The sequence below is a fragment of the Flavobacterium sp. GP15 genome (assembly GCF_014281985.1).
Lineage (GTDB): Bacteria > Bacteroidota > Bacteroidia > Flavobacteriales > Flavobacteriaceae > Flavobacterium > Flavobacterium pygoscelis.
This window is the reverse complement of sequence record NZ_JACFTC010000003.1, coordinates 185,045-206,049: the sequence shown is the minus strand read 5'-3', so window position 1 is coordinate 206,049 and position 21,005 is coordinate 185,045. Positions and strand designations below refer to the sequence as shown.

Sequence of the window (21,005 nt, the reverse complement as noted above, 5' to 3'; positions counted from 1 at the left end):
TTATTTATTAGAATCTCTGTGATAGATTTTACCATCTAACCATTCTTGAACTGCTAAAGCATGTGGTTTTGGTAATTTTTCGTAAAATTTAGAAACCTCAATTTGTTCTTTATTTTCAAAAACTTCTTCAAGACTGTCATTATATGTAGCAAATTCTTCTAATTTCTCTGTCAATTCTTTTTTGATTTCAGAGTTAATTTGATTTGCTCTTTTAGCCATAATGGTTATTGCTTCATACACATTACCAGTAGGTTCCTCAATAACACTTTTGTTGTAAGTTATTGTATTTACTGGAGCATTCGTCTTTTTTAAATCCATGACTTTATTTATTTAGTAAATTTTTGTAAATCTTTTTCAATTCTCGCTAACATTTCAGTAGCAAGTTTTTTGTATTTTGTTTCAGCATTAAATTTAATCAAATTTGAATGTGCCGCTTTAGCAACAAGTAGTCTTTCTTCCATTTTAGAAGGAATACTATTAATCGCTAGTTGATAAGCAGAATCAAACTTATAAAACAATGCATCTTCTTTAAAAGGTGTTCCTGGATAATCAGAAACAAAGTTATCTAAAGCAACAATAGCCGATTTATAATCTGAAATTGTATTGTATCCTTTAGCGTTTTCGTAAACCTTTTTTTCTGTTTTTTCACTAAGCACTTTTACAGTACTATTTGCTTCCGCTAAATATTGTGAATTAGGATAATTATCAATAAACATTTGTAATTTATCCAAAGCTTTATTAGTACTCGTTTGATCTAAACTATAAACGGGAGATAACATCGCATAACTCTTTGCACCTAAAAAAGCTGCTTCTTGCAATTTTTCACTTCTAGGATATCCTGAAACGAAACTTTCAAATTGGTATCCTGCTAAATAATATTGTTTAGTTTTATAATAAGACTGAGCAAACATGTAAAATAATTTTTCAGCTTGCGGTTTTCCTCTGTAAGCTGGAGCAATTTGTTCGAAAATTCGAATTGCTTTAGTATATTTACCTGAATCATATAATTTAGTTGCCATTTCAAACTTTACAGCAACATCTTCGGATTTTAATGCTTTTTGATACTCATTACAAGAACTAAAAATAGCAACAAGAAGCAATAGAGATATTATTTTTTTCATTTTTTTACTTTTTTCATGATTTCTTGATTGAAACAACCTACGAAATCATACCGAAGTTTCGGTGGCAAATTTAGTTATTAATTTAGCGACTTCAAAATATATTTTTCGTTTAAAAAAACAGTCTTTATTTAAACTTATTTATTGATTTTTTTAACAAATTCATGCAGTCTTTCCGATAAAGAATGATCTACTTGCACAAGTGGTAAACGCACAGTGTTCTCTGAAATTCCCAATGACAGGAAGACTTCTTTAATACCGGCAGGATTTCCTTGTTCAAAAATCATATCAATAGAATCCGATAATAGATATTGATATTTAAAAGCCTCATCTACTTTTTTATTCAGTCCTAAACGAATCATTTCAGAAAATTCTTTTGGAAAACCCTGACCAATTACAGAAATAACTCCTGAACCTCCAGCTAAAACCATTGGTAAAGCAATCATATCATCTCCTGAAATTACAAGAAAATCTTTAGGTTTATCTTTTAAGATTCGCATGGCTTGAACAATGTCTCCTGCTGCTTCTTTTATACCAATTACATTTTTGAAATCATTAGCCAAGCGCAATACAGTTGAAGGAAGCATATTACTGGCTGTTCTTCCTGGCACATTATATAAAATAACAGGAATTGGAGATGCCTCTGCAACCGCTTTAAAATGTTGATAAATTCCTTCTTGAGTAGGTTTGTTATAATAAGGAGAAACGGAAAGTATGGCTGCAAATGCTGATAAATCTCTCGTTTTTAGCTCTTCTACCACTTTCATTGTGTTGTTTCCGCCAACGCCTAAAACTAATGGTAAAGTTCCCTTATTAGCTTCGATTACTGTACGAATCACTAATTCTTTTTCTTCTACTGATAACGTAGCATTTTCTGCGGTAGTACCCAAAACTACCAGATATTCAATTCCTCCGTCAATTGAATATTTTACAATTCTTTTTAGAGCTTCTGTGTCTACTGAAAAATCGAGTTTAAAGGGCGTTACAAGAGCTACACCAGTTCCTATTAATGATTGCATATTAGTCTTATATTTTATTTAATAATTTTAAATACTTAAATAACTCCTTTACAAAAATATCATAATCTGTAAGAGTTGTGTTGATCATAAAATGATTCAATCGTTGATCAATTGTTGCAAAACCAACTTTAAATTCGGCTTTTGATTGTTTTGTAATTTGCAATAAAATTGCTCTTTCTACCTCGTAAAAACTGATCAATAGATCCGTTTTTTCATTTATAAATTCACTAACAACTGGATCGACAATTTTTCCGTTCCACGAAATCGCACTGGACCCAAAGGTAGGATAGGTTTCTATTTCTGTTTTATTAATCGTATCGCAATACATGATTATTTTAATATTTTTAGACAAAAAACCATTACTAATCAAATCCTTAACAAGACTTTTTGTTTCAGAAAAATTAGTTTTATCAATCAATAAACCTACTTTTTGAATTCTATTATCAGAGAAAATAGCAATTGTATTTTCCAAGTTATTTTTAAATGTTTTTTTTACAATAAAATCCTTTATATATTTTAAAAACATATTACTTTTACTTGGTTACAAAATTAATTAATTAAGTTGCATTTAAATGGTAAATCTAAAAAAGTATAATGACGTTTCTAAACTTTTTGTTATATTCTTAACATTATTTTTAGTCACATCGTGTAGTAAACAAAATTATCAAGTCACTAAGATTGTTGGTAAACAATTTCCTATTACTGAGAAGGAAAATCAAGTTGCTGAAATTGAGAATTTTATAAAACCATACAGAGAACATATTAATAAGGATTTAGACAGTATTCTTGCTTACTGCCCAGTAACACTTGATAAAAGCGGAAAATGGCAATCTACTATTGGTAATCTTATGGCAGATGTTTCTTTAATGCGTGGGAATCTTGTATTTGAAGCAAGAGAAAACAAAAAAATAGATATTTGCTTGCTAAATAGTGGCGGTGTTCGTTCTATACTTCCAAAAGGGAATGTAACCGCTAGAAATGCTTTTGAGATTATGCCGTTTGAAAACAGTATGGTTGTAATTGCTTTAAAAGGAGAGCAAATCAATGAAATGGTTGATTTCTTTATCGCTGATAAAAAGCCACATCCTCTTTCTGGAATAACATTTACAATTGATAAAAACAATCAGTCTAAAAATATATTAGTCCAAGGAAAACCACTTCAAAAAGAGACTATTTATTATGTAGGAACAAATGATTATTTATCTGATGGTGGCGATAATATGAATTTCTTTAAAAAAGCAGTTCAGAAATTTTATTTAGATTACAAGTTACGAGACATACTTATTGACTATTTTAAGCAAGTAGATACCATTCCAGTAATTACTGATGTTAGAATAACTGTTGAATAGATAAAAGAAGTCTGAAAGAAAGATATTCTTTAGAAACGTTACCCCCTAGCCCCGATTGAAGCGGCATCCCACGCTTTTTAGCGTGGATACAGCGTAAAGCGGGAAAAAGCTCCTGATTGTTATTTGCCTTATACTGGCGATCACTAAAAATACATAAAATGAAAAGAAGAGAATTTATAGAAAAAACAGCTGCAACTTCAGCTTTATTGAGTTTAGGACTTTCCTTAAGTAGTTTTGAAACCGCAAAGACCAAACACCTTACCATTTTACATACCAATGATGTACACAGTTATATTGATCCATTTCCGGCAAATCATCCCAGAAATGCAAATATGGGAGGTGTAGCCCGCAGAGCAGCATTGATAGAAACAATTAGAAAAGAAAATCCAAACGTACTGCTTCTTGATGCAGGAGATATTTTTCAGGGAACTCCTTATTTTAACTATTATGGAGGAGAATTAGAATTTAAACTAATGAGCATGATGAAATATGATGCCTCTGCTATAGGAAACCATGATTTTGATAACGGTTTACAAGGTTTATACGCTCAACTTCCGCATGCTACCTTCGATTTTATATCGGCTAATTACGATTTTAAAAATACGGTTATGAATGGGTTTGTAAAACCTTATAAAGTTTTTGATAAAAACGGAATAAAAGTGGGTGTTTTTGGATTGGGAGTTGAATTACAAGGTTTGGTTGATAAAAAAATGTACGGAGAAACAGTTTACAATGATCCTGTAGAAACTGCTCAAGATATGGTTCGTATATTAAAAAAAGAACTGAAATGCGATTTGGTTATCTGTTTGTCTCACATTGGTTACAGTTATAAAAATGAACCTAATAAAATATGTGATTTAAAATTAGCTACTTTAACAAAAGATATTGACATGATAATTGGTGGACATACGCACACCTTTCTAGATAAACCAACTATTGTGAAAAATATTGAGGACAAAGACGTACTAGTAAACCAAGTAGGATGTTACGGAATTAATCTTGGAAGAATTGATGTGTTTTTTGATTCGGACAAAAATAAAACACACCAAGGAAGATCAATCGTGGTTTAACTAATGTTTTTCATAGCATTCGTTTCTGCATCTATAACAAAGCGATAGAAAACATAATAAACACCCGCATTTAGCAACATCGCCAATGGTCTAAACACGATTGGCGCTAAATTAGATAAATAATATTTTTCTATAAAAACAATAAAATATTGTGTCAGAGACAATAATCCAAAAATAAACAACCAAGCATTTTTTTTGTTAGGATCCATTAGATATTCTGATAAAGCGAGACCTCCAATTACAGATATTAGTATGTTTTGAAACACTAGTAGAACGTAACTTTTGGTGTCGATACCATTAGAAATTAACAAGAGATAGAAAAAAATAAATACAAAAGGGATTATAGCAATAAAAAAAGGAATGTAATCTTTGAGTTTAATTAATTGAATAACATAATAAATTAAAAGGATTCTGTGCACTAAGAAAACGAGTAGACCTAAAAACAATAAATATTGAGTATTGGGTATAAACAAAACATTAGTAATTAAGGAAAGAAAGAGAACTATAAAAAAGAGCCAATTTCGTTTTTTAGACATGTTCCAATAAAGAAACATAATCCCAATTGACAATAATGGTTTAAAAAAAAACAACAAGCCTTTATCAAAAAAGAATTCTATCACTACTTCAATTATCACTATGATAAAAAAAAGTAAAGACAAGCTTTTTCCAATCCTATTTTCATGTTTAAGAGTAAACATAATAATTTGTTTTTTTTCAATTTATAAAATACACCAATTTACCATTAACCACTCATAAAGAGCGACTTAGAGTAAATAAGTTTAATTTAATAATAAATGTACAAATTATTATTCTACTAATTTCATAAATTCAATTTCTGAAATAATCGGAATATTGAGTTTACTAGCTTTCTCCAGTTTTGCTGGTCCCATATTTTCTCCAGCAACCACATAATCCGTTTTGGTAGAAATAGAGCTTCCCACTTTTCCTCCGTTATCTTCAATTGCTTTCTTTAAGTCATCCCGTGAGAATTTTTCAAAAACACCAGAAACTACAAAGGTTTTATTTGCAAGTTTATTGGTCGCATTTAGATTTATTTTCTCTATAATTTCAAACTGAATTCCATAATTTTTCAATCGCTCTATAATAATTTTATTTTCAGCATTATCAAAAAATTCAATTACACTTTTTGCTATACGTTCGCCTATTTCGTCTACTAAAATCAAATCTGGTAAAGTTGCATTCCTTAAAGCATCAATAGACTTGTAGTGTTTTGCTAATTTTTTAGCTACAGTTTCACCCACAAAACGAATTCCCAAAGCAAATAATACACTTTCAAATGGTATATTTTTTGAATTTTGAACACCTTTAACCAAATTTTCTGCAGATTTCTGAGCCATTCTTTCTAAAGGAAGAATTTGATCCACTGTTAATTCATACAAATCAGCATAATTATGAACCAAGCCGTTATTGAATAATAGAGCAACGGTTTCACCACCTAGTCCTTCAATATCCATTGCTTTCCTAGAAATATAATGTTGAATTCTGCCAATAATTTGCGGAGGGCAACCATAAAAATTAGGACAGTAATGATTAGCCTCACCATCATTGCGAACCAATAAAGTTTCACATTCAGGACAATGCGTAATGTATTTTGTGCGTTCTGAATTCTGTGGTCTTTTATTTAAATCTACTTCAATTATTTTAGGTATAATTTCACCTCCTTTTTCTACAAAAACAGTATCATCAACTCTGATATCGAGTTTTTCAATTTGATCAGCATTATGTAAAGAAGCTCTTTTTACAATGGTTCCTGCTAATTGTACAGGCTCTAGATTAGCAACGGGAGTTATTGCTCCTGTGCGTCCTACTTGATAAGAAATTGAATTTAATTTTGTAGAAACCTGTTCTGATTTGAACTTATAAGCAATTGCCCAACGTGGTGATTTAGCCGTAAAACCCAATTCATCTTGGTAATGAAAAGAATTAACCTTTACCACTACTCCATCCGTTTCATAAGGAAGATTGTGTCTATGTGTATCCCAATAATCAATAAATTCAAAAACCTCCTGTAAATTTCGAGCTAATTTAGCTTCTTTAGGCGCTTTGAACCCCCAGTTTCTAGCGACTTCTAGTCCTTCAAATTGAGATTTAAAAGGAAGATTGTTACCTACTAAAAAATACAACAAACAATCCAACGGACGTTTTGCTACTTCGGCACTATCTTGTAATTTTAAACTTCCTGAAGCTGTATTTCTAGGATTAGAATAAGGTGTTTCACCTATTTCAATCAATTCCTGATTCATTTTTTCGAACCCAGCAAATGGCAAAATAATCTCTCCACGAACATCAAACTTTTCAGGGAAATTTCCTTTCAGTTTTAATGGAACTGATTTTATAGTTTTAATATTATTGGTAACATCATCACCTTGAAAACCATCTCCGCGAGTTACCGCACGTTTTAGAATTCCATTTTCATAAGTAATACTAATTGATGCGCCGTCGTATTTTAATTCACACGTATATTCTAAAGGAACGTCTCCTAATACTTTTTGAATTCGTTTTTCCCAATCTAATAATTCTTCTTTAGAATAGGAATTATCAAGAGAATACATGCGTTGTTGATGCGCAACTGTTTGAAAGTTTTTGGTTATAGCACCACCTACTCTTTGTGTTGGAGAATTTTCATCAAAGTATTCAGGATACTGATTTTCAAGTCCTTGAAGTTGTTTTAATTTCAAGTCAAAATCATAATCAGAAATTAATGCTTCATCTAACACATAGTAATTATAATTGTGTTGATTTAATTCCTCTCTGAGAGTCTGAATTGTATTTTGGATGTCCATATAAAATAAAAATTGGCTATTTTAGTTTCTGTAAAAGCGTACTAAAATAACCAATTTAAAAATAAAAACACTAAAATTACGACTCAATAATCGAATTTATTTGTTTGTACAAAAGTCCATCACTCAAAAATGCACCTTGCTGAATCAATGCAAAAAGAGAAGTGTTTCGATCTTCTGTAAATTCTTTCTTTCCTATTTTCATTTCAATAGTATCGGTAAACATATTGTCGCTTAACCACTGCAATCCTTCTTTAGTTAAAAAGTCAGTCTCGGGAACCAAAGACTTCAACACGATAGATTGTACGTGGGTATCAAAACATTGAAAAAGAAAAATATGATTTTTAGAAAAATGCTCTAAAAATTCTGCTTTTGTAAGAACGCCTTCCCAAACCAAATCAGAAAAAACATCTAATTCTTGTTCAGCCACTTCTGGTTTTTCTTTTTTAATGGTATCCCATTCTGCTTTATCAATAGTTTGCGTCGCTAGGAAAGTACTAAATTCCTGATTTAGTTCCTCAAATTGTTCTTTAGTTAATCTGGAGTATTTCATAATAGTAAATTTTGCCGCTAAGGCATTAAAGCGCGAAGCAATTTTTTATGACTTGTAATTATAATCACTTTTTCACGAAATTGAAAAGAATTTTAGAATGGTGTTGAAATAAAATTATTTTCAAGAAAAAAAATCAATTTCTTCGGTATTTCTTGAGGTAATTAAAACAAAAAAAATCCCGACTTTCATCGGGATTTAGATATCTAAATATAGAAATTATGCTTTTTCAGCAACAATTTCATAATCCAATTCAACGATTACATCTCTATGTAAACGAACGTTAGCAGTATATTTACCAGTACGTTTAACGATTCCGCTAGTGATGAATTTTCTATCGATTGTTTGTCCACCTTTAGCTAAAGCTGCAGCGATATCAATATTCGTGATTGAACCGAATAATTTTTCACCATCTGCTTTTGCGAAGATTTTAATTTCGATAGCTTTTAAAGCTTCTGCTAATGCTTTTGCATCTGCAACTACTTTAGCTTCTTTGTGCGCTCTTTGTTTTAGGTTTTCAGCCAATACTTTCTTTGCAGAAGAAGTAGCTAAATGTGCTTGACCAGTTGGGATCAAAAAGTTACGACCGTAACCATTTTTTACCGTAACGATATCATCTTTAAATCCTAAATTCTGAACGTCTTGTCTTAAAATAAGTTCCATGTTGTTGTCCTTGTATTATAGAAGTTAGGTTTCATATTTCAGAAAACCAACAAACTTTGTTAAATATTATTTTAGTAAATCCGCCACGTATGGCATTAAAGCTAAGTGACGAGCTCTTTTTACAGCAACTGAAACTTTTCTTTGGTATTTTAATGAAGTTCCAGTTAAACGACGTGGAAGAATTTTTCCTTGTTCGTTTACGAATTTCAATAAGAAATCAGCATCTTTATAATCAATATATTTGATACCTGATTTTTTGAAACGACAATACTTTTTTTGTTTGTTTGTCTCTATATTCAAAGGCGTAAGATATCTAATATCTCCGTCTTTTTTTCCTGAAGCCGATTGTTGTAGTGTAGCCATGATTACGCTTTTGTTGCTTTTAATTTAGTTCTTCTTCTTTCCGCCCAAGAAATTGCGTGTTTGTCTAAACTTACAGTTAAGAAACGCATAATTCTTTCGTCACGTCTAAATTCAGTTTCAAAAGCAATAAGAACTTCTCCTGGTACTTTGAATTCGAATAAATGGTAAAAACCAGATTTTTTGTTTTGAATTTCGTAAGCCATTTTTTTAAGACCCCAATCTTCTTTCGATACCATTTCTGCTCCTCTACTAGTAAGAAAATCTTCAAATTTGCTTACTGTTTCCTTTACCTGTGTGTCAGATAAAACGGGATTTAAAATGAAAACAGTTTCATAATGATTCATAAAAATATATTTATATGTTATTTTGGGTGCAAAAGTAATCAATATTTTTAAACAAACAAGTCTTAACTCCTTTTATTCGACGAATGACTAAAAAAAAGGAAATTCACTTGGTTTTTTTCAAATAAAAAAAGTATGTTTACGTAGCCAAATCTAAAAATTCATTATTTATGAAACTAAACTGTGTCGTAGTGGATGATAGTTCTATCCAGAGAATGATAATAGCTAAGTTAGTTAATAATCATCAAAATTTGAACTTAATAGGCGACTTCTCTAATGCTATTGAAGCGAAGAATTGTATGGCTATACATAACGTTGACTTGATTTTTCTTGATATTGAGATGCCTGTTATTAGTGGCTTTGATTTTCTTGATGGTTTAAAAGTAAAACCTCAAATTATCTTTATCACTTCTAAGGCTGAATATGCTATGAAAGCTTTTGATTATGATGCAACAGATTACCTTCAAAAGCCTATTGCCATTGATCGTTTTAATTCGTCAGTAAAAAGAGCTATTGATTCTCACTTATTAAAAAAAGACAATAAAGAGGAAGAAGGAGAACATATATTTATTAAAAGTAATTTAAAAAAATTAAAAATTTTCACTTCTAAAATTAAGTGGATTGAAGCTTTTGGTGATTACGTTAGAGTTGTAACCGAAGACGATAGCAATCTAGTCCTTTCGACGATGAAATCTTTTGAGAATGATTTATCAAAAGAAAAATTTGTCAGAGTACATAAGTCTTACATCATCAATATTGATAAAGTAGAGCGTTTTAATAGCAAGTATGCCGAAATTGGAATGACTAAAATACCTTTAAGTAGACACAAGAAAGAAGACTTAGTCAAAGCGCTTTCATTCTCTTAAAAGACTTTGACCAATAGTAATTAATTATAAATCCCCCATTTTTTTTAATTAAAAAATGGGGGATTTTATTTATAAGTCATCAATAATTTTTAATAGTAGTAATATCAAATAATCTTTTTTAGTAAAAGTCAACATTCAGCATTACTTTTATAGCCCTATATTGAGCAACCGCTTCAAAACTATTCAACATTTTCTGAATAGTAATTTTTGTAGCACCTATAGAAGTATTTTGAGGTATTTTAATAATAATGGTACGAATGTATTCATTTCTAATTCTGCTTATAAGTGGCTCTTCTGGGCCTAAAACAGGCATATTCAAATTTTGACTCATTACTTGATACAACCACATTGCACCTTCTTTTAATTTGTCATAATCCCTTTGTTTCAATGTTAATTTGATGATCCTAAAATACGGTGGATATTTATAAATTTGTCGGTCATAAAGCTGCTCTTTATACATTCCTACATAATCATTATTTGCCACTTGTTGTATCGTATTATGATTCGGATTGTAAGTTTGTATAATAACTTTACCTTGTTTTTCAGCTCTTCCTGCTCTTCCTGCAACCTGTGTTAACATTTGAAAACTTCTCTCAAAAGCTCTAAAATCCGGATGGTATAACATATTATCAGCATTCATAACTCCTACCAAACTTACATTATCAAAATCCAATCCTTTAGCTAGCATTTGCGTACCTACTAAAATATCTATTTCTCTATTCTTGAAACTATCAATAATTTTTTCGAAACCAAACTTTCCCCTAGTCGTATCTTGATCCATTCTCCCTATTTTTGAACTTGGAAAAATAGAAAGTAATTCTTGCTCTATTTGTTCGGTTCCAAAACCTTTAGTGGTCAAATCTATACTGGAACAGGCATGACAATTCGTTGGTTTTGCCATCGTATAACCGCAATAATGGCATCGCAATTGATTTTTATGTTTGTGATACGTTAAACTGACATCACATTGTTGACACTGCGGAACGTGTCCGCAAGTAATACACTCTACAATGGGCGAATAGCCTCTTCTGTTTTGAAATAAAATAACTTGTTCGCCTAATGACAAAGCAGTTGTAATTTCAGCAATTAAAACATCGCTGAAATGCCCAGTCATTTTCTTTCGGAAATATTTATCTTTAAGATCTACTAATTCAATAATAGGCATCATAACATTTCCGTATCGTTTTGACACTTCTACTAAACCAAATTTTTCAGATGTAGCATTAAAATAGGTTTCTAAACTAGGCGTCGCTGAACCCAATAAAACTTTTGCTTTGTGCGAATGAGCCAATACTATTGCTGCATCACGCGCATGATAACGAGGCGCAGGATCAACTTGCTTGAAAGTTTGCTCGTGCTCCTCATCAACAATTATAAATCCTAAATTATCAAATGGTAAGAATAAAGCAGACCTTGCTCCTATTACTACTTGTGCTTTTTCAGAATTTTGCAATACTTGATTCCAAACTTCGATGCGTTCATTGTTATTGTATTTCGAATGGAAAACAGCTACTTTGTTTCCAAAATAAGCTCTTAATCGACCTACTAATTGTGTTGTCAAAGCAATTTCTGGTAATAAATACAAGATTTGTTTTCCGCTTGCTAGATATTCTTCAATAAGTTTAATGTAGATTTCAGTTTTTCCACTGGAAGTAACACCATGAAGTAAGCAAACCTCTTTTTGAATAAAACTATCTTTTATAGCAACAAAGGCATTTTGCTGTGCCTCACTTAATTCTAATTCTTTTTCGTTTATCTTGCCTTTAAAATTTACTCTGTCTTCCTGCAAAAAATAATCTTCAAAAATCTCCTTTTCTATCAGAGCTTTAACAATTGCAGAAGAAGAATTAGCCTCTTCTACTAGTTTTTTGACTGTTATAGGTTTTTTTTCGGTTGCGCTTAATTGAAAATAACGCATTACGATTTCCTTTTGCTTATTAGCACTTTTAAGGATTTCAAGCAATTCACTTAAACCTTGATTAGAATCATATTTAGGATGCAAACGAATGTACCGAACGAGCTTAGGTTTGTAGCTTTCTTGTATTTCTTCGTGAATAATTAAGATATTCTTATCTATTAATTTTTGAATAACAGGAAAAATATTTTTCTTGTTTAATATTGCAATAATATCTTGAACTTTTAATGAATTTTGCTGCTGTAAAGCTTCATAAATTAGAAACTCATCATCAGAAAGCAGACTAGTATCGACAAAAAGATCCGTTTTTTGAGAAATAAGGGTTTCACTTTCTAGTAAAAGCGCACTAGGCATTGCCCCTCTATAAACATCTCCAATAGCGCACATATAATAAGAAGCAATCCATTGCCAATGGGCTATTTGAATTGGAGTAACTATAGGTCTTTCATCTAAAATTTGATGAATCTCTTTCGCTTCGTATAACGCAGGTTTGTTTTGATGAATTTCAATAACTAAAGCCGTATATATTTTACTTTTTCCAAAAGGAACGGCGACCCTCATTCCTATTTTAATGTAATGAAACTCTGTTTCAGAAACACTATAAGTAAATGTTTTAGCCAAGGAAAGTGGCAAAATGACCTCTACAAAATACATCTATAATTAATTATGAGTTATGAATTGAGTTATGAATTGAATCTTTACTCTAAACTCATAACTCACAATTTAAATTTATTTTACTCTTTGCCAAGTTTGCGTTCTTCCAAATAAAGAAAGACCAATATAACCACGCACTTTTAATTTATCATTTCCTTCTAAGGCTAAAAAGCATTTGTAAGTCTTTCCAGAAACAGGATCTAGAATTTTTCCTGAATTGTATTCGCTACCATCTTTTGACAAACCTTTTATAATTAAAAGTCCCATTACAGGCTTGTTTTTATCTTCGCCCGTACAATTAGTACATAAGTTTTTTTTCTTGTCTGCATCTAAAATATCTACAACTTTACCGTAAACTTTACCGGAATGCTCATAGATTTCGACAATAGACTTAGCTTTACCAGTCTCATCGTCAATAGTTTTCCATTTTCCCATGACCGTATTCCCTTGAGCATAAAAAGCCATTGAAACAAATAGAGAGAGGATTGTGATTGTGTTTTTCATTTTTTTTGTTTTTTAAGTCCTGAAGTTCCTATGATTGTTGAGAAATTTTTCTCCTAATTTGGTAAATGAAATAATCATGCCAAGATTTCAATCTTTCTCAAACAGGAAATAGCTCCTAATAGTAAAAGCTATTTTAATTTAGTTAGTTATTATTTTTTGTTTTTAATTTATTTACGGTCGCATTTAGTTCAAAGCCTAATAATAAGATCATACAATTGATCCAAATGTAAAACATCAAAACCAATAATGTTCCTATTGACCCATATAATTCATTATATTTTGAGAATTTTGTTACCCAAATTCCAAAAAAATAAGAATCTAAAACTATCAGGATTGTTGTAAATACAGATCCGATAGATATAAAAGCTCTGTTTTTAACTTGTTTTGTTCCAAACTTAAAAAGGATTGAAGTGGTAACTAAAATCATCAAAATAACAAATGCATAACGTCCTAAAACAATGAGTTGTACTTGATCACTAAATACTGTTTGTTGCAAAACAACCTCAAAAACTACAATTGTAGATACCGTAACTATTAATAACAAGGACAAAAGCAACGACATACTCAATGCTACTAAATATTGGCGTACAAAACCTCTTTTTACGAGAACATGTCTTGAAGTTTCAAAACCACCTAAAATTCCATTTAATCCATTTGCCATTAAAAAAATGGATAACATAAATCCAGAAGACAATAATCCCGAATCACTATTATTCAGAATATCATTAATGATTTTATAAATTGCATCATAAGTATTTGGAGGAACACCATCCTTAACAAACATTAAAAAATCTTCCTGAAAGCCTGTAATAGGTATAAAAGGAATTAAATTTAAAATAAAAAGAGCAAATGGAAATAATGCCATAAAGAAACTAAAGGCAATTGCGCTCGCATGATAAGTCAAAGCACTTTCTACAATTCCTAAACCATAGAGTTCTAATAAATCATATAAAGACAAACCTTCCAACCAAGGAAGTTTTATCTTTTTTAGACCATGAACAAGATTCCGAATGATTGGAATTTTTTCAATTTTAGCTTCAATTTCTACACTCATATTGCTTTTAAACTCAAATCCATATTATATACGGAATGCGTTAAGGCACCAGAAGAAATATAGTTCACTCCACATTCTGCATACTCCCGAATTGTGTTCTCATTTATATTACCGGATGATTCTGTTAAGCATTTGTTACCAATCATAGCGACAGCTTTTTTAGTATCCTCAAAATTAAAATTGTCTATCAAAATACGATAAACCCCTTCGCTTTTTAATATTTCATCAATTTCATCTAAATTTCTAGCTTCAATTATTATTTTTAAATCTAAGTTATTTTCTTTTAAATATTTTTTTGTTTTGGCTATAGCCAAAGTAATTCCACCCGCAAAATCGATATGATTGTCTTTTAACATTATCATATCATAGAGAGCAAAACGGTGATTTTCTCCACCTCCTATTTTAACTGCCCATTTTTCACAAGCTCTAAAACCTGGTGTTGTTTTTCTAGTATCCAATACTTTAGTGTTGGTACCTTCTAACAAATGCACGTATTTTTTTGTTTTTGTTGCGATAGCCGACATCCGTTGCATCGAATTTAAAACTACCCTTTCTGCCTTTAATATTGATTGTGAACTTCCTGAAACATGAAAAACAACATCTCCTTTTTTAACAGTAGCTCCATCTGCTATAAAAGTCTCTATTTGCATATTAGGATCTACATATTCAAAAATCATTTTTGCAAAAGCTACTCCAGCAATAATACCGTCTTCTTTGACCAGTAATTTTGCTTTACCTGTAGCTGAATCTGGAATGCATGCCAAAGAACTATAATCTCCAGGACCTACATCTTCGAGAATAGCATTTTTTATTATTAGATCTAATTCTTGCTTGAATTGTTTTTCGCTAATCATTTTTACATAAAATTTATGGAAGGCTAAAGTAATGTATATTTTGTGGATTTGAAAATTTGTAAAGTTAGAAATGCTACAAATTTTTAAAAATCTCTCTAACAAAACAATTTAAGAAATAAGAAAAGCAAAATGAATTATAATATTTTTGGGTTTACTGTTTAAAATCATATATTTGAAAATAGTAATTTAAACCCCATTTTAAAAAAAACATTTAATGAGATATTATTTAACTCTAATTTTTGCAACATCACTATTAATGAGTTCTTGTAAAAAAGAAGATACCATAGATAACAATACGATTAAGACCACTGTTGTTCCTTTTACAGAAGTGGGCACTCAAATGAAAGCTCAACAATCTCAAGCAAACGCACAACAGCAACAAGTGGTAACCAATAATTCAGTTGCTGCAGCTCCCGTTGCAAAAGGAATGAATCCAGAACATGGACGACCAGGACATCGTTGTGATATTCCAGTTGGTGCACCATTAAATTCTCCTGCTGCCGCAAAAAATCAGCAAAGTGCTCCTGCTCCTACAATGACTTACACTACTACTGCTACACCTTCTGAAACAGTTGTTACTGCTGAAGGAATGAACCCACCACACGGTCAAGCCAATCATAGATGTGACATTGCTGTTGGTGAACCGTTACCTAAAGAATAAATTTATAACTATAAATACGCTATCAAAATGCAACCAATTACACTATTTAAATTTCATGAAAACTGTGAAATTTCCCTCTGGAAAGTGGTAAATGATAGTGTAATGGGAGGCATATCAGAAAGTAAAATAAATTTAAATATTAAACATCATGGTTCTTTTGAAGGAATGGTTTCATTAGAAAACAATGGTGGATTTTGTTCTGTTAAATATGCTTTTGAGCCCATTATTCTAGACAAAAACAAAATGATTTGCCTTTACATAAAAGGCGATGGAAAAATATATCAGTTTAGATTAAAAAACAGTAAAAGTGATTCTCATTCCTATATTTATAGTTTTGAAACCAATGGAGATTGGCAAAACATTGAAATTCCAATCACTGAATTCCAACCTTATTTTAGAGGTAGAAAATTAGACTTACCTAATTATGATGGTTCAAATTTAGAGGAAATTGCATTTTTAATAGGCAATAAAAAAAGAGAACATTTTGAATTGCTTATTGATCAAATTCTGATAAAATAAATTAACACCTTTTAATTCCTGTCATTTTTAAAATGTTTTCAAAAAACTTGCATCATTAAAGTACATTTCAAAATTTGTAATTTATATATATTTGCATTTCTGAAATTTAATAAAAATGAATATCAAACTCATTGCTATTGGTAAAACTGATAACAAAGCTCTACAAACTTTAATAGACGACTATACGAAACGATTGTCTTTTTATATCAAATTTGATTTGGATATTATTCCTGACATCAAAAACGTAAAAAACTTATCGGAAAGTCAACAAAAAGAAAAAGAAGGAGAATTGATTTTGTCTAAAATCACTGCTACAGACCAACTTATATTACTAGACGAAAACGGAAAAACATTTTCGAGTGTCACTTTTTCAGAAGAATTGCAAAAAAAAATGAACTCAGGCGTTAAAACTTTAGTTTTTGTAATTGGTGGTCCTTATGGTTTTTCAGACACGGTTTATGCCAAAGCTCAAGGTAAAATTTCACTTTCGTTAATGACATTTTCGCATCAAATGGTCCGATTATTTTTTATTGAACAATTATACCGAGGATTTACGATTTTGAAGAACGAACCGTATCATCATCAGTAAAAGAAAGTCTTGACTAAGTAATGTCGTCCAATTGTCAAATAAAGTCGTTAAAATTATGAATGAATAACAGTAAATTTGACAACTAACTTTAAAAACTTGTGTCATGATTTCAATAGGCGAATTAGTTTATAATTCTAGAAAAGATAAAAAGATAACTCAAGAAGAGCTTGCAGAAATTTCTAAAGTGAACTTGAGAACAATTCAAAGAATTGAGAATAATCAAAATAAGCCACGCGAAAGCACATTAAAATTAATCTTTGATGTATTAGAAATAAATAATACAATTTCTGAATTTAAACAAAATAAAATTACAAGGAATTATGCTGAATTGTTTTTCGAGTATATGTTTTTAATTGTAATAAATTTGGTCTTAATGGGAATTATAGGTTGGTTAACTTTAGATTCTGAAGCAAATTTGAATAGTCGATTTGCAGCATTACTTTTAAGCTTTTTTATTCCAATATTCATAGTTTTCTTGACAAAAAATATTAATAAAACAGAAAGACTTTTGAAATTTGGCAGCGGGCTTTTTCTTTATATTATTGCATCAATAATTAGTGTGGGATTCCCGACAGCTTTTTTAACAGGTTTAGTCGTTTGTTTATCAATTGCGCTTTTCACTTTGTTTTATGGAGACAGTTTAATGAATAGAGAAAAATCGCCTGATCTATAAGCGAATCATTCGCTAAGATTAATAAAAATTTATTCCACTAAAACACAAATTCATCTGTTTCCACATTTACTTTTGAAGGAATCAAACTTTCTATAAAAATTTTATTTTGTAGATAACTTCCATAAGACATCTGTTTGTCAAAACAAAAAGTAACTTCTTTTGATTCGTCTTTTAATTTTAGTAAATATTTTTTCACGTCTTCTCTTTTTACAATATTATTGTCAATTAAAATTTCATTTTTCTTGTTGATATAAATTACAGTTCCAATAGGTTTCTCCATTTTATAATAAACATTTGTAAAAGGAATAAATGCTAAATTTTTTCCAATCGTATCGGCATAAGAATAATAATTTTCAGCTTTTTCGTTCTTGTGTGCTTTTTCTTCGCGTTTCTTTTTTTGTAATTTCATAATCTCAGAAATTACCAAACGCAGTGGCAAACGTTTGTCAATATTTAGGATCCAATTAGTAGAAATAATACTGTTTTTTCGGTTTACTTCTGCTAAAGTATCTTTGCCATTTGTTCGAAAAAAGATATAAATTGGAGATAAATCATCAACATTTTTGACAATAGTTGTTGCCGCTTTTGGCAACATAATATCTTCTTTATTTCCACAAGAAAATAAAAACAAAAGAACAATAAGAGTAAAATATTTCATCATTATAAATTAATTTTAGTAAACAAGGTAACACATTCTACGGCTTCTTTTACGTCATGAACACGAATAATTTTCACTCCTTTAGTCAATGCCAATGTATTTAAAACTGTAGTCCCATTCAAAGCATTTTCGATTCCAATATCTAGCGTTTTGTAAATCATTGACTTTCTTGAAATACCAACCAGCAATGGCAATTCTATCATTTTAAACAATTCTAATTTTTGAAAAATCTCATAATTTTGATCTATAGTTTTGGCAAATCCAAATCCAGGATCTAATATCAAATCATTGATTCCGAAACTTCGTGCTGCTGCCACTCTTTCAGAAAAGTAAAATAACATTTCTTTGACAATATCTTCGTAAGTAGTCATCGTTTGCATGGTTTGCGGGTTACCGCGCATGTGCATCATAATGTAAGGAACATTGTATTTGCCTATTATTTCTAATATTTTTGAATCTAGCATTCCTGCTGAAATATCATTGATAATTGCCGCACCACTTTCTATAGCAACCTTGGCGACTTGACTTCTAAATGTATCAATAGACAATATCGTTTCAGGAAAATGTTTTAGAATTAAATTTACAACAGGAATAATTCTAGAAATTTCCTCCTGTTCTGAAACAAATTCCGCATTGGGTTTACTGGAATAAGCGCCAACATCAATAAAAGCAGCTCCATCAATAAGCATTTTTTCAACTTGAGAAAGAATTTCAGATTCCTTTTTATACTTTCCACCGTCGTAAAAAGAGTTGGGTGTCACATTCAAAATCCCCATAACTTTGGGGATTGTTAAGTCAACCAGTATTCCTTTGCAGTTAATAGTCATTCGTTTATATTTTTATAGACTTCAAAATTCTCCAATCAAGAATATTATTGCTATTTTTGAAGAAATTTGAATACAAATATACATCAATAATGAAGAATACTTCAAAGGAATATGACACCGTAATTGGTACTTGTCGTACATTATTTATTAACAAAATGAAAGATTATGGATGTGCTTGGCGTATTTTAAGACTGCCTTCACTAACTGACCAAATCTATATCAAAGCACAACGAATTAGAAGTTTACAAGAAAATGAAGTGCGCAAAGTAGATGAAGATGAAACAGGTGAGTTCATCGGGATTATCAATTATTCTATAATGGCGTTGATTCAACTTGAATTAGGAGTTGCGGACCAACCAGATTTAACAGTCGAAAGAGCCACTCAATTATACGATTCAAAAGTAGCAATCACGAAAGAATTAATGCAGAATAAAAATCATGATTATGGTGAAGCCTGGCGCGAAATGCGCGTAAGTTCATTAACTGATCTAATTCTTCAAAAATTACTTCGCGTTAAACAAATTGAAGATAACAAAGGAAAAACATTAGTGTCTGAAGGAATCGATGCAAATTACCAAGACATGATTAACTATTCGATTTTTGCTTTGATATTAATGGGTTTTGGAAACAAGTAAGATTTTAATTTATAAAAATTACTCTATTTTATTTACAAGAACACATAAATAGTTAGTACGTAAAATTTAAAATTTTTGTCTTTTATAGTTTGTAACAAATCATAAAATAATTAGCAATAAAATAAAAATATAAAAAATAATGAAAAACATAATTACTCAATTTTCTAGAATATTTGTTGGAATTCTATTTATAATTTCTGGATTAATAAAACTAAATGATCCATTAGGATTCTCTTATAAATTAGCCGAATATTTTAGTGAACCTGTTTTCAACATGCCTTTTCTGGTTCCCTTATCATTGGGAATTGCTTTATTTTTAGTGATTCTTGAAGTTGTTCTGGGAATTATGCTACTCATTGGTTACAAAACTAAATTTACAATTTGGAGTTTACTAATTTTAATAGTAATGTTTACTTTCCTTACCTTTTATTCTGCTTACTTTAATGTTGTAAAAGACTGTGGATGTTTTGGAGATGCTTTAAAACTAACGCCTTGGCAATCTTTTACAAAAGATATTGTATTGCTTTTCTTTATTTTAATTTTATTTTTTAATAAAACACTTATTAGACCATTATTTAAGAATAGTATTCAAAATATAATTATTTACGTTAGTATCTTTTTATGTTCATTTATGGGAATTTTAGTTTTAAATCATTTACCACTAATTGATTTTAGACCATTCAAAGTAGGAAATAATATCCAAAAAGGAATGCGTATTCCTGACAATGCAGAAAAATCAGTAGTTGAAATGATTTTTATCTACAAGGTAAATGGAGTTGATAAAGAATATACCGAAAAAGATTTGGCAAACATCCCAGAAGGAGCTGTATTTGTTGACCGTAAAGATAAAATAATTACAGAAGGTTATGTTCCGCCTATTCACGATTTTACGATGGAAAAAAATGATACAGATTATAAAGACGAGTTTTTAGAATCACCAAAAACAATGCTAATCGTTGCTTATGACTTGGTAAATGCAGATAAAGGTGGCATGGCCAAAATGGAAAAACTATATCTTGAAGCAAAGGCAAAAGGATATAAAGTAGCGGGAATGACAGCCTCTACTCCAGAGGAAATTGATACTGTAAAAAAACAATTTGGACTAACGTTTGATTTCTATTTCTGTGATGCTATTACCTTAAAAACAATTGAAAGATCGAATCCTAGTATTGTTATTCTTGATAAAGGAACAGTTACTCAAAAGGCGCATCATAATGATCTTAGCGATTTAAAATTATAACAAACGATCACTTTACAATTTTAGGATATGAATTACAATAACTCTTTTGGAGTGGCAGTAATTCATATCCTTTTTTTAATTA

Annotated in this window: 25 protein-coding genes; 9 read left to right on the top strand and 16 right to left on the bottom strand. The window is 30.4% G+C overall.

From position 1 onward, the window contains the following. From H2650_RS08875 to H2650_RS08860, 4 genes are all read right to left on the bottom strand, one after another. Nucleotides 1-318, bottom strand: coding sequence for a DNA-directed RNA polymerase subunit omega (locus tag H2650_RS08875; RefSeq protein ID WP_073017603.1), 318 nt, complete (start codon nucleotides 316-318; stop codon nucleotides 1-3). A gap of 8 nt (nucleotides 319-326) precedes the next feature. Beyond that, complete coding sequence (locus H2650_RS08870; RefSeq protein ID WP_188050447.1) at nucleotides 327-1,121, bottom strand: outer membrane protein assembly factor BamD; 795 nt, start codon at nucleotides 1,119-1,121, stop codon at nucleotides 327-329. Between the two features lie 134 nt (nucleotides 1,122-1,255). Beyond that, nucleotides 1,256-2,137, bottom strand: coding sequence for a 4-hydroxy-tetrahydrodipicolinate synthase (dapA, locus tag H2650_RS08865; protein ID WP_188050446.1), 882 nt, complete (start codon nucleotides 2,135-2,137; stop codon nucleotides 1,256-1,258). A gap of 7 nt (nucleotides 2,138-2,144) precedes the next feature. Continuing rightward, nucleotides 2,145-2,609, bottom strand: coding sequence for a hypothetical protein (locus H2650_RS08860; RefSeq protein ID WP_255462843.1), 465 nt, complete (start codon nucleotides 2,607-2,609; stop codon nucleotides 2,145-2,147). 100 nt (nucleotides 2,610-2,709) lie between these two features. Here H2650_RS08860 and H2650_RS08855 point away from each other — a divergent pair, with 100 nt between their 5' ends. Both H2650_RS08855 and H2650_RS08850 read left to right on the top strand, forming a co-directional pair. Beyond that, nucleotides 2,710-3,486 (top strand): 5'-nucleotidase C-terminal domain-containing protein, encoded by a 777-nt coding sequence (locus tag H2650_RS08855; RefSeq protein ID WP_188050444.1) that lies wholly within the window; start codon nucleotides 2,710-2,712, stop codon nucleotides 3,484-3,486. Between the two features lie 158 nt (nucleotides 3,487-3,644). Beyond that, nucleotides 3,645-4,556, top strand: coding sequence for a bifunctional UDP-sugar hydrolase/5'-nucleotidase (locus H2650_RS08850; RefSeq protein WP_188050443.1), 912 nt, complete (start codon nucleotides 3,645-3,647; stop codon nucleotides 4,554-4,556). Here H2650_RS08850 and H2650_RS08845 read toward each other — a convergent pair. The 6 genes from H2650_RS08845 to rpsF all read right to left on the bottom strand — a co-directional run bounded on the left by H2650_RS08845 (nucleotide 4,553) and on the right by rpsF (nucleotide 9,277). Then, complete coding sequence (locus H2650_RS08845; protein WP_188050442.1) at nucleotides 4,553-5,254, bottom strand: hypothetical protein; 702 nt, start codon at nucleotides 5,252-5,254, stop codon at nucleotides 4,553-4,555. The genes H2650_RS08850 and H2650_RS08845 overlap by 4 nt on opposite strands. 108 nt (nucleotides 5,255-5,362) lie before the next feature. Beyond that, entirely contained in the window at nucleotides 5,363-7,360 is a 1,998-nt protein-coding gene (gene ligA, locus H2650_RS08840) for an NAD-dependent DNA ligase LigA (protein WP_188050441.1), read from the bottom strand. Nucleotides 7,361-7,436: 76 nt separating this feature from the next. Next, complete coding sequence (locus H2650_RS08835; RefSeq protein WP_188050440.1) at nucleotides 7,437-7,910, bottom strand: DUF6495 family protein; 474 nt, start codon at nucleotides 7,908-7,910, stop codon at nucleotides 7,437-7,439. 216 nt (nucleotides 7,911-8,126) lie between these two features. Next, nucleotides 8,127-8,570, bottom strand: coding sequence for a 50S ribosomal protein L9 (gene rplI, locus H2650_RS08830; RefSeq protein WP_188050439.1), 444 nt, complete (start codon nucleotides 8,568-8,570; stop codon nucleotides 8,127-8,129). Between the two features lie 66 nt (nucleotides 8,571-8,636). Next, nucleotides 8,637-8,933, bottom strand: a complete 297-nt coding sequence (gene rpsR, locus H2650_RS08825; RefSeq protein ID WP_066077030.1) for a 30S ribosomal protein S18 — start codon at nucleotides 8,931-8,933, stop codon at nucleotides 8,637-8,639. 2 nt (nucleotides 8,934-8,935) lie between these two features. Further along, complete coding sequence (rpsF, locus tag H2650_RS08820; RefSeq protein ID WP_188050438.1) at nucleotides 8,936-9,277, bottom strand: 30S ribosomal protein S6; 342 nt, start codon at nucleotides 9,275-9,277, stop codon at nucleotides 8,936-8,938. Nucleotides 9,278-9,444: 167 nt separating this feature from the next. On the opposite strand from rpsF, the gene H2650_RS08815 reads away from it, so the two are divergent. After that, entirely contained in the window at nucleotides 9,445-10,140 is a 696-nt protein-coding gene (locus tag H2650_RS08815) for a LytTR family DNA-binding domain-containing protein (RefSeq protein ID WP_188050437.1), read from the top strand. A gap of 118 nt (nucleotides 10,141-10,258) precedes the next feature. Here H2650_RS08815 and priA read toward each other — a convergent pair whose 3' ends face one another. The 4 genes from priA to nadC form a co-directional block, all read right to left on the bottom strand. Beyond that, nucleotides 10,259-12,709: a primosomal protein N' gene (gene priA / locus H2650_RS08810; protein WP_188050436.1), complete on the bottom strand. Its 2,451-nt coding sequence runs from the start codon at nucleotides 12,707-12,709 to the stop codon at nucleotides 10,259-10,261. 75 nt (nucleotides 12,710-12,784) lie between these two features. Then, entirely contained in the window at nucleotides 12,785-13,213 is a 429-nt protein-coding gene (locus tag H2650_RS08805; protein ID WP_188050435.1) for a DUF2147 domain-containing protein, read from the bottom strand. 142 nt (nucleotides 13,214-13,355) lie between these two features. Continuing rightward, nucleotides 13,356-14,267, bottom strand: coding sequence for a YihY/virulence factor BrkB family protein (locus H2650_RS08800; RefSeq protein ID WP_188050434.1), 912 nt, complete (start codon nucleotides 14,265-14,267; stop codon nucleotides 13,356-13,358). Beyond that, entirely contained in the window at nucleotides 14,264-15,121 is an 858-nt protein-coding gene (gene nadC / locus H2650_RS08795; protein ID WP_188050433.1) for a carboxylating nicotinate-nucleotide diphosphorylase, read from the bottom strand. The genes H2650_RS08800 and nadC overlap by 4 nt, the downstream gene beginning before the upstream one ends. 214 nt (nucleotides 15,122-15,335) lie before the next feature. Between nadC and H2650_RS08790 the strand changes: the two genes are divergently transcribed. The 4 genes from H2650_RS08790 to H2650_RS08775 all read left to right on the top strand — a co-directional run bounded on the left by H2650_RS08790 (nucleotide 15,336) and on the right by H2650_RS08775 (nucleotide 17,563). Continuing rightward, on the top strand, nucleotides 15,336-15,782 hold the full coding sequence (locus tag H2650_RS08790; RefSeq protein ID WP_188050432.1) for a hypothetical protein: 447 nt from the start codon (nucleotides 15,336-15,338) through the stop codon (nucleotides 15,780-15,782). Nucleotides 15,783-15,809: 27 nt separating this feature from the next. Beyond that, nucleotides 15,810-16,301 carry a CIA30 family protein gene (locus H2650_RS08785; protein ID WP_188050431.1) on the top strand — a complete coding sequence of 164 codons (492 nt, stop codon included), beginning with the start codon at nucleotides 15,810-15,812 and terminating at the stop codon, nucleotides 16,299-16,301. 115 nt (nucleotides 16,302-16,416) lie between these two features. Next, nucleotides 16,417-16,890, top strand: a complete 474-nt coding sequence (gene rlmH, locus H2650_RS08780) for a 23S rRNA (pseudouridine(1915)-N(3))-methyltransferase RlmH (protein WP_188050430.1) — start codon at nucleotides 16,417-16,419, stop codon at nucleotides 16,888-16,890. Between the two features lie 103 nt (nucleotides 16,891-16,993). Next, nucleotides 16,994-17,563: a helix-turn-helix domain-containing protein gene (locus tag H2650_RS08775; RefSeq protein ID WP_188050429.1), complete on the top strand. Its 570-nt coding sequence runs from the start codon at nucleotides 16,994-16,996 to the stop codon at nucleotides 17,561-17,563. 37 nt (nucleotides 17,564-17,600) lie between these two features. Here H2650_RS08775 and H2650_RS08770 read toward each other — a convergent pair whose 3' ends face one another. After that, complete coding sequence (locus H2650_RS08770; protein ID WP_255462840.1) at nucleotides 17,601-18,224, bottom strand: hypothetical protein; 624 nt, start codon at nucleotides 18,222-18,224, stop codon at nucleotides 17,601-17,603. Further along, on the bottom strand, nucleotides 18,224-19,048 hold the full coding sequence (gene folP, locus H2650_RS08765) for a dihydropteroate synthase (RefSeq protein ID WP_188050428.1): 825 nt from the start codon (nucleotides 19,046-19,048) through the stop codon (nucleotides 18,224-18,226). The genes H2650_RS08770 and folP overlap by 1 nt, the downstream gene beginning before the upstream one ends. 89 nt (nucleotides 19,049-19,137) lie before the next feature. Here folP and H2650_RS08760 point away from each other — a divergent pair, with 89 nt between their 5' ends. Both H2650_RS08760 and H2650_RS08755 read left to right on the top strand, forming a co-directional pair. Further along, a complete protein-coding gene (locus tag H2650_RS08760; RefSeq protein ID WP_188050427.1) occupies nucleotides 19,138-19,683 on the top strand; it encodes a DUF1599 domain-containing protein in 546 nt (181 codons plus the stop codon). A gap of 139 nt (nucleotides 19,684-19,822) precedes the next feature. Further along, entirely contained in the window at nucleotides 19,823-20,923 is a 1,101-nt protein-coding gene (locus H2650_RS08755; protein WP_188050426.1) for a BT_3928 family protein, read from the top strand. Nucleotides 20,924-21,005 lie beyond the last annotated feature (82 nt).

Excerpts from the sequence above, each read along its gene's own strand:
- H2650_RS08785 (WP_188050431.1), top strand. The coding sequence starts at position 15,810 with ATGCAACCAATTACACTATTTAAATTTCATGAAAACTGTGAAATTTCC.
- H2650_RS08770 (WP_255462840.1), bottom strand. The coding sequence starts at position 18,224 with ATGATGAAATATTTTACTCTTATTGTTCTTTTGTTTTTATTTTCTTGT.
- H2650_RS08805 (WP_188050435.1), bottom strand. The coding sequence starts at position 13,213 with ATGAAAAACACAATCACAATCCTCTCTCTATTTGTTTCAATGGCTTTT.
- H2650_RS08870 (WP_188050447.1), bottom strand. The coding sequence starts at position 1,121 with ATGAAAAAAATAATATCTCTATTGCTTCTTGTTGCTATTTTTAGTTCT.
- priA (WP_188050436.1), bottom strand. The coding sequence starts at position 12,709 with ATGTATTTTGTAGAGGTCATTTTGCCACTTTCCTTGGCTAAAACATTT.
- rpsR (WP_066077030.1), bottom strand. The coding sequence starts at position 8,933 with ATGGCTACACTACAACAATCGGCTTCAGGAAAAAAAGACGGAGATATT.
- nadC (WP_188050433.1), bottom strand. The coding sequence starts at position 15,121 with ATGATTAGCGAAAAACAATTCAAGCAAGAATTAGATCTAATAATAAAA.
- H2650_RS08755 (WP_188050426.1), top strand. The coding sequence starts at position 19,823 with ATGAAAAACATAATTACTCAATTTTCTAGAATATTTGTTGGAATTCTA.
- H2650_RS08760 (WP_188050427.1), top strand. The coding sequence starts at position 19,138 with ATGAAGAATACTTCAAAGGAATATGACACCGTAATTGGTACTTGTCGT.
- H2650_RS08845 (WP_188050442.1), bottom strand. The coding sequence starts at position 5,254 with ATGTTTACTCTTAAACATGAAAATAGGATTGGAAAAAGCTTGTCTTTA.
- ligA (WP_188050441.1), bottom strand. The coding sequence starts at position 7,360 with ATGGACATCCAAAATACAATTCAGACTCTCAGAGAGGAATTAAATCAA.
- dapA (WP_188050446.1), bottom strand. The coding sequence starts at position 2,137 with ATGCAATCATTAATAGGAACTGGTGTAGCTCTTGTAACGCCCTTTAAA.
- H2650_RS08855 (WP_188050444.1), top strand. The coding sequence starts at position 2,710 with ATGGTAAATCTAAAAAAGTATAATGACGTTTCTAAACTTTTTGTTATA.
- H2650_RS08815 (WP_188050437.1), top strand. The coding sequence starts at position 9,445 with ATGAAACTAAACTGTGTCGTAGTGGATGATAGTTCTATCCAGAGAATG.
- rlmH (WP_188050430.1), top strand. The coding sequence starts at position 16,417 with ATGAATATCAAACTCATTGCTATTGGTAAAACTGATAACAAAGCTCTA.
- H2650_RS08790 (WP_188050432.1), top strand. The coding sequence starts at position 15,336 with ATGAGATATTATTTAACTCTAATTTTTGCAACATCACTATTAATGAGT.
- H2650_RS08775 (WP_188050429.1), top strand. The coding sequence starts at position 16,994 with ATGATTTCAATAGGCGAATTAGTTTATAATTCTAGAAAAGATAAAAAG.
- H2650_RS08800 (WP_188050434.1), bottom strand. The coding sequence starts at position 14,267 with ATGAGTGTAGAAATTGAAGCTAAAATTGAAAAAATTCCAATCATTCGG.
- rplI (WP_188050439.1), bottom strand. The coding sequence starts at position 8,570 with ATGGAACTTATTTTAAGACAAGACGTTCAGAATTTAGGATTTAAAGAT.
- H2650_RS08835 (WP_188050440.1), bottom strand. The coding sequence starts at position 7,910 with ATGAAATACTCCAGATTAACTAAAGAACAATTTGAGGAACTAAATCAG.
- folP (WP_188050428.1), bottom strand. The coding sequence starts at position 19,048 with ATGACTATTAACTGCAAAGGAATACTGGTTGACTTAACAATCCCCAAA.
- H2650_RS08850 (WP_188050443.1), top strand. The coding sequence starts at position 3,645 with ATGAAAAGAAGAGAATTTATAGAAAAAACAGCTGCAACTTCAGCTTTA.
- rpsF (WP_188050438.1), bottom strand. The coding sequence starts at position 9,277 with ATGAATCATTATGAAACTGTTTTCATTTTAAATCCCGTTTTATCTGAC.
- H2650_RS08875 (WP_073017603.1), bottom strand. The coding sequence starts at position 318 with ATGGATTTAAAAAAGACGAATGCTCCAGTAAATACAATAACTTACAAC.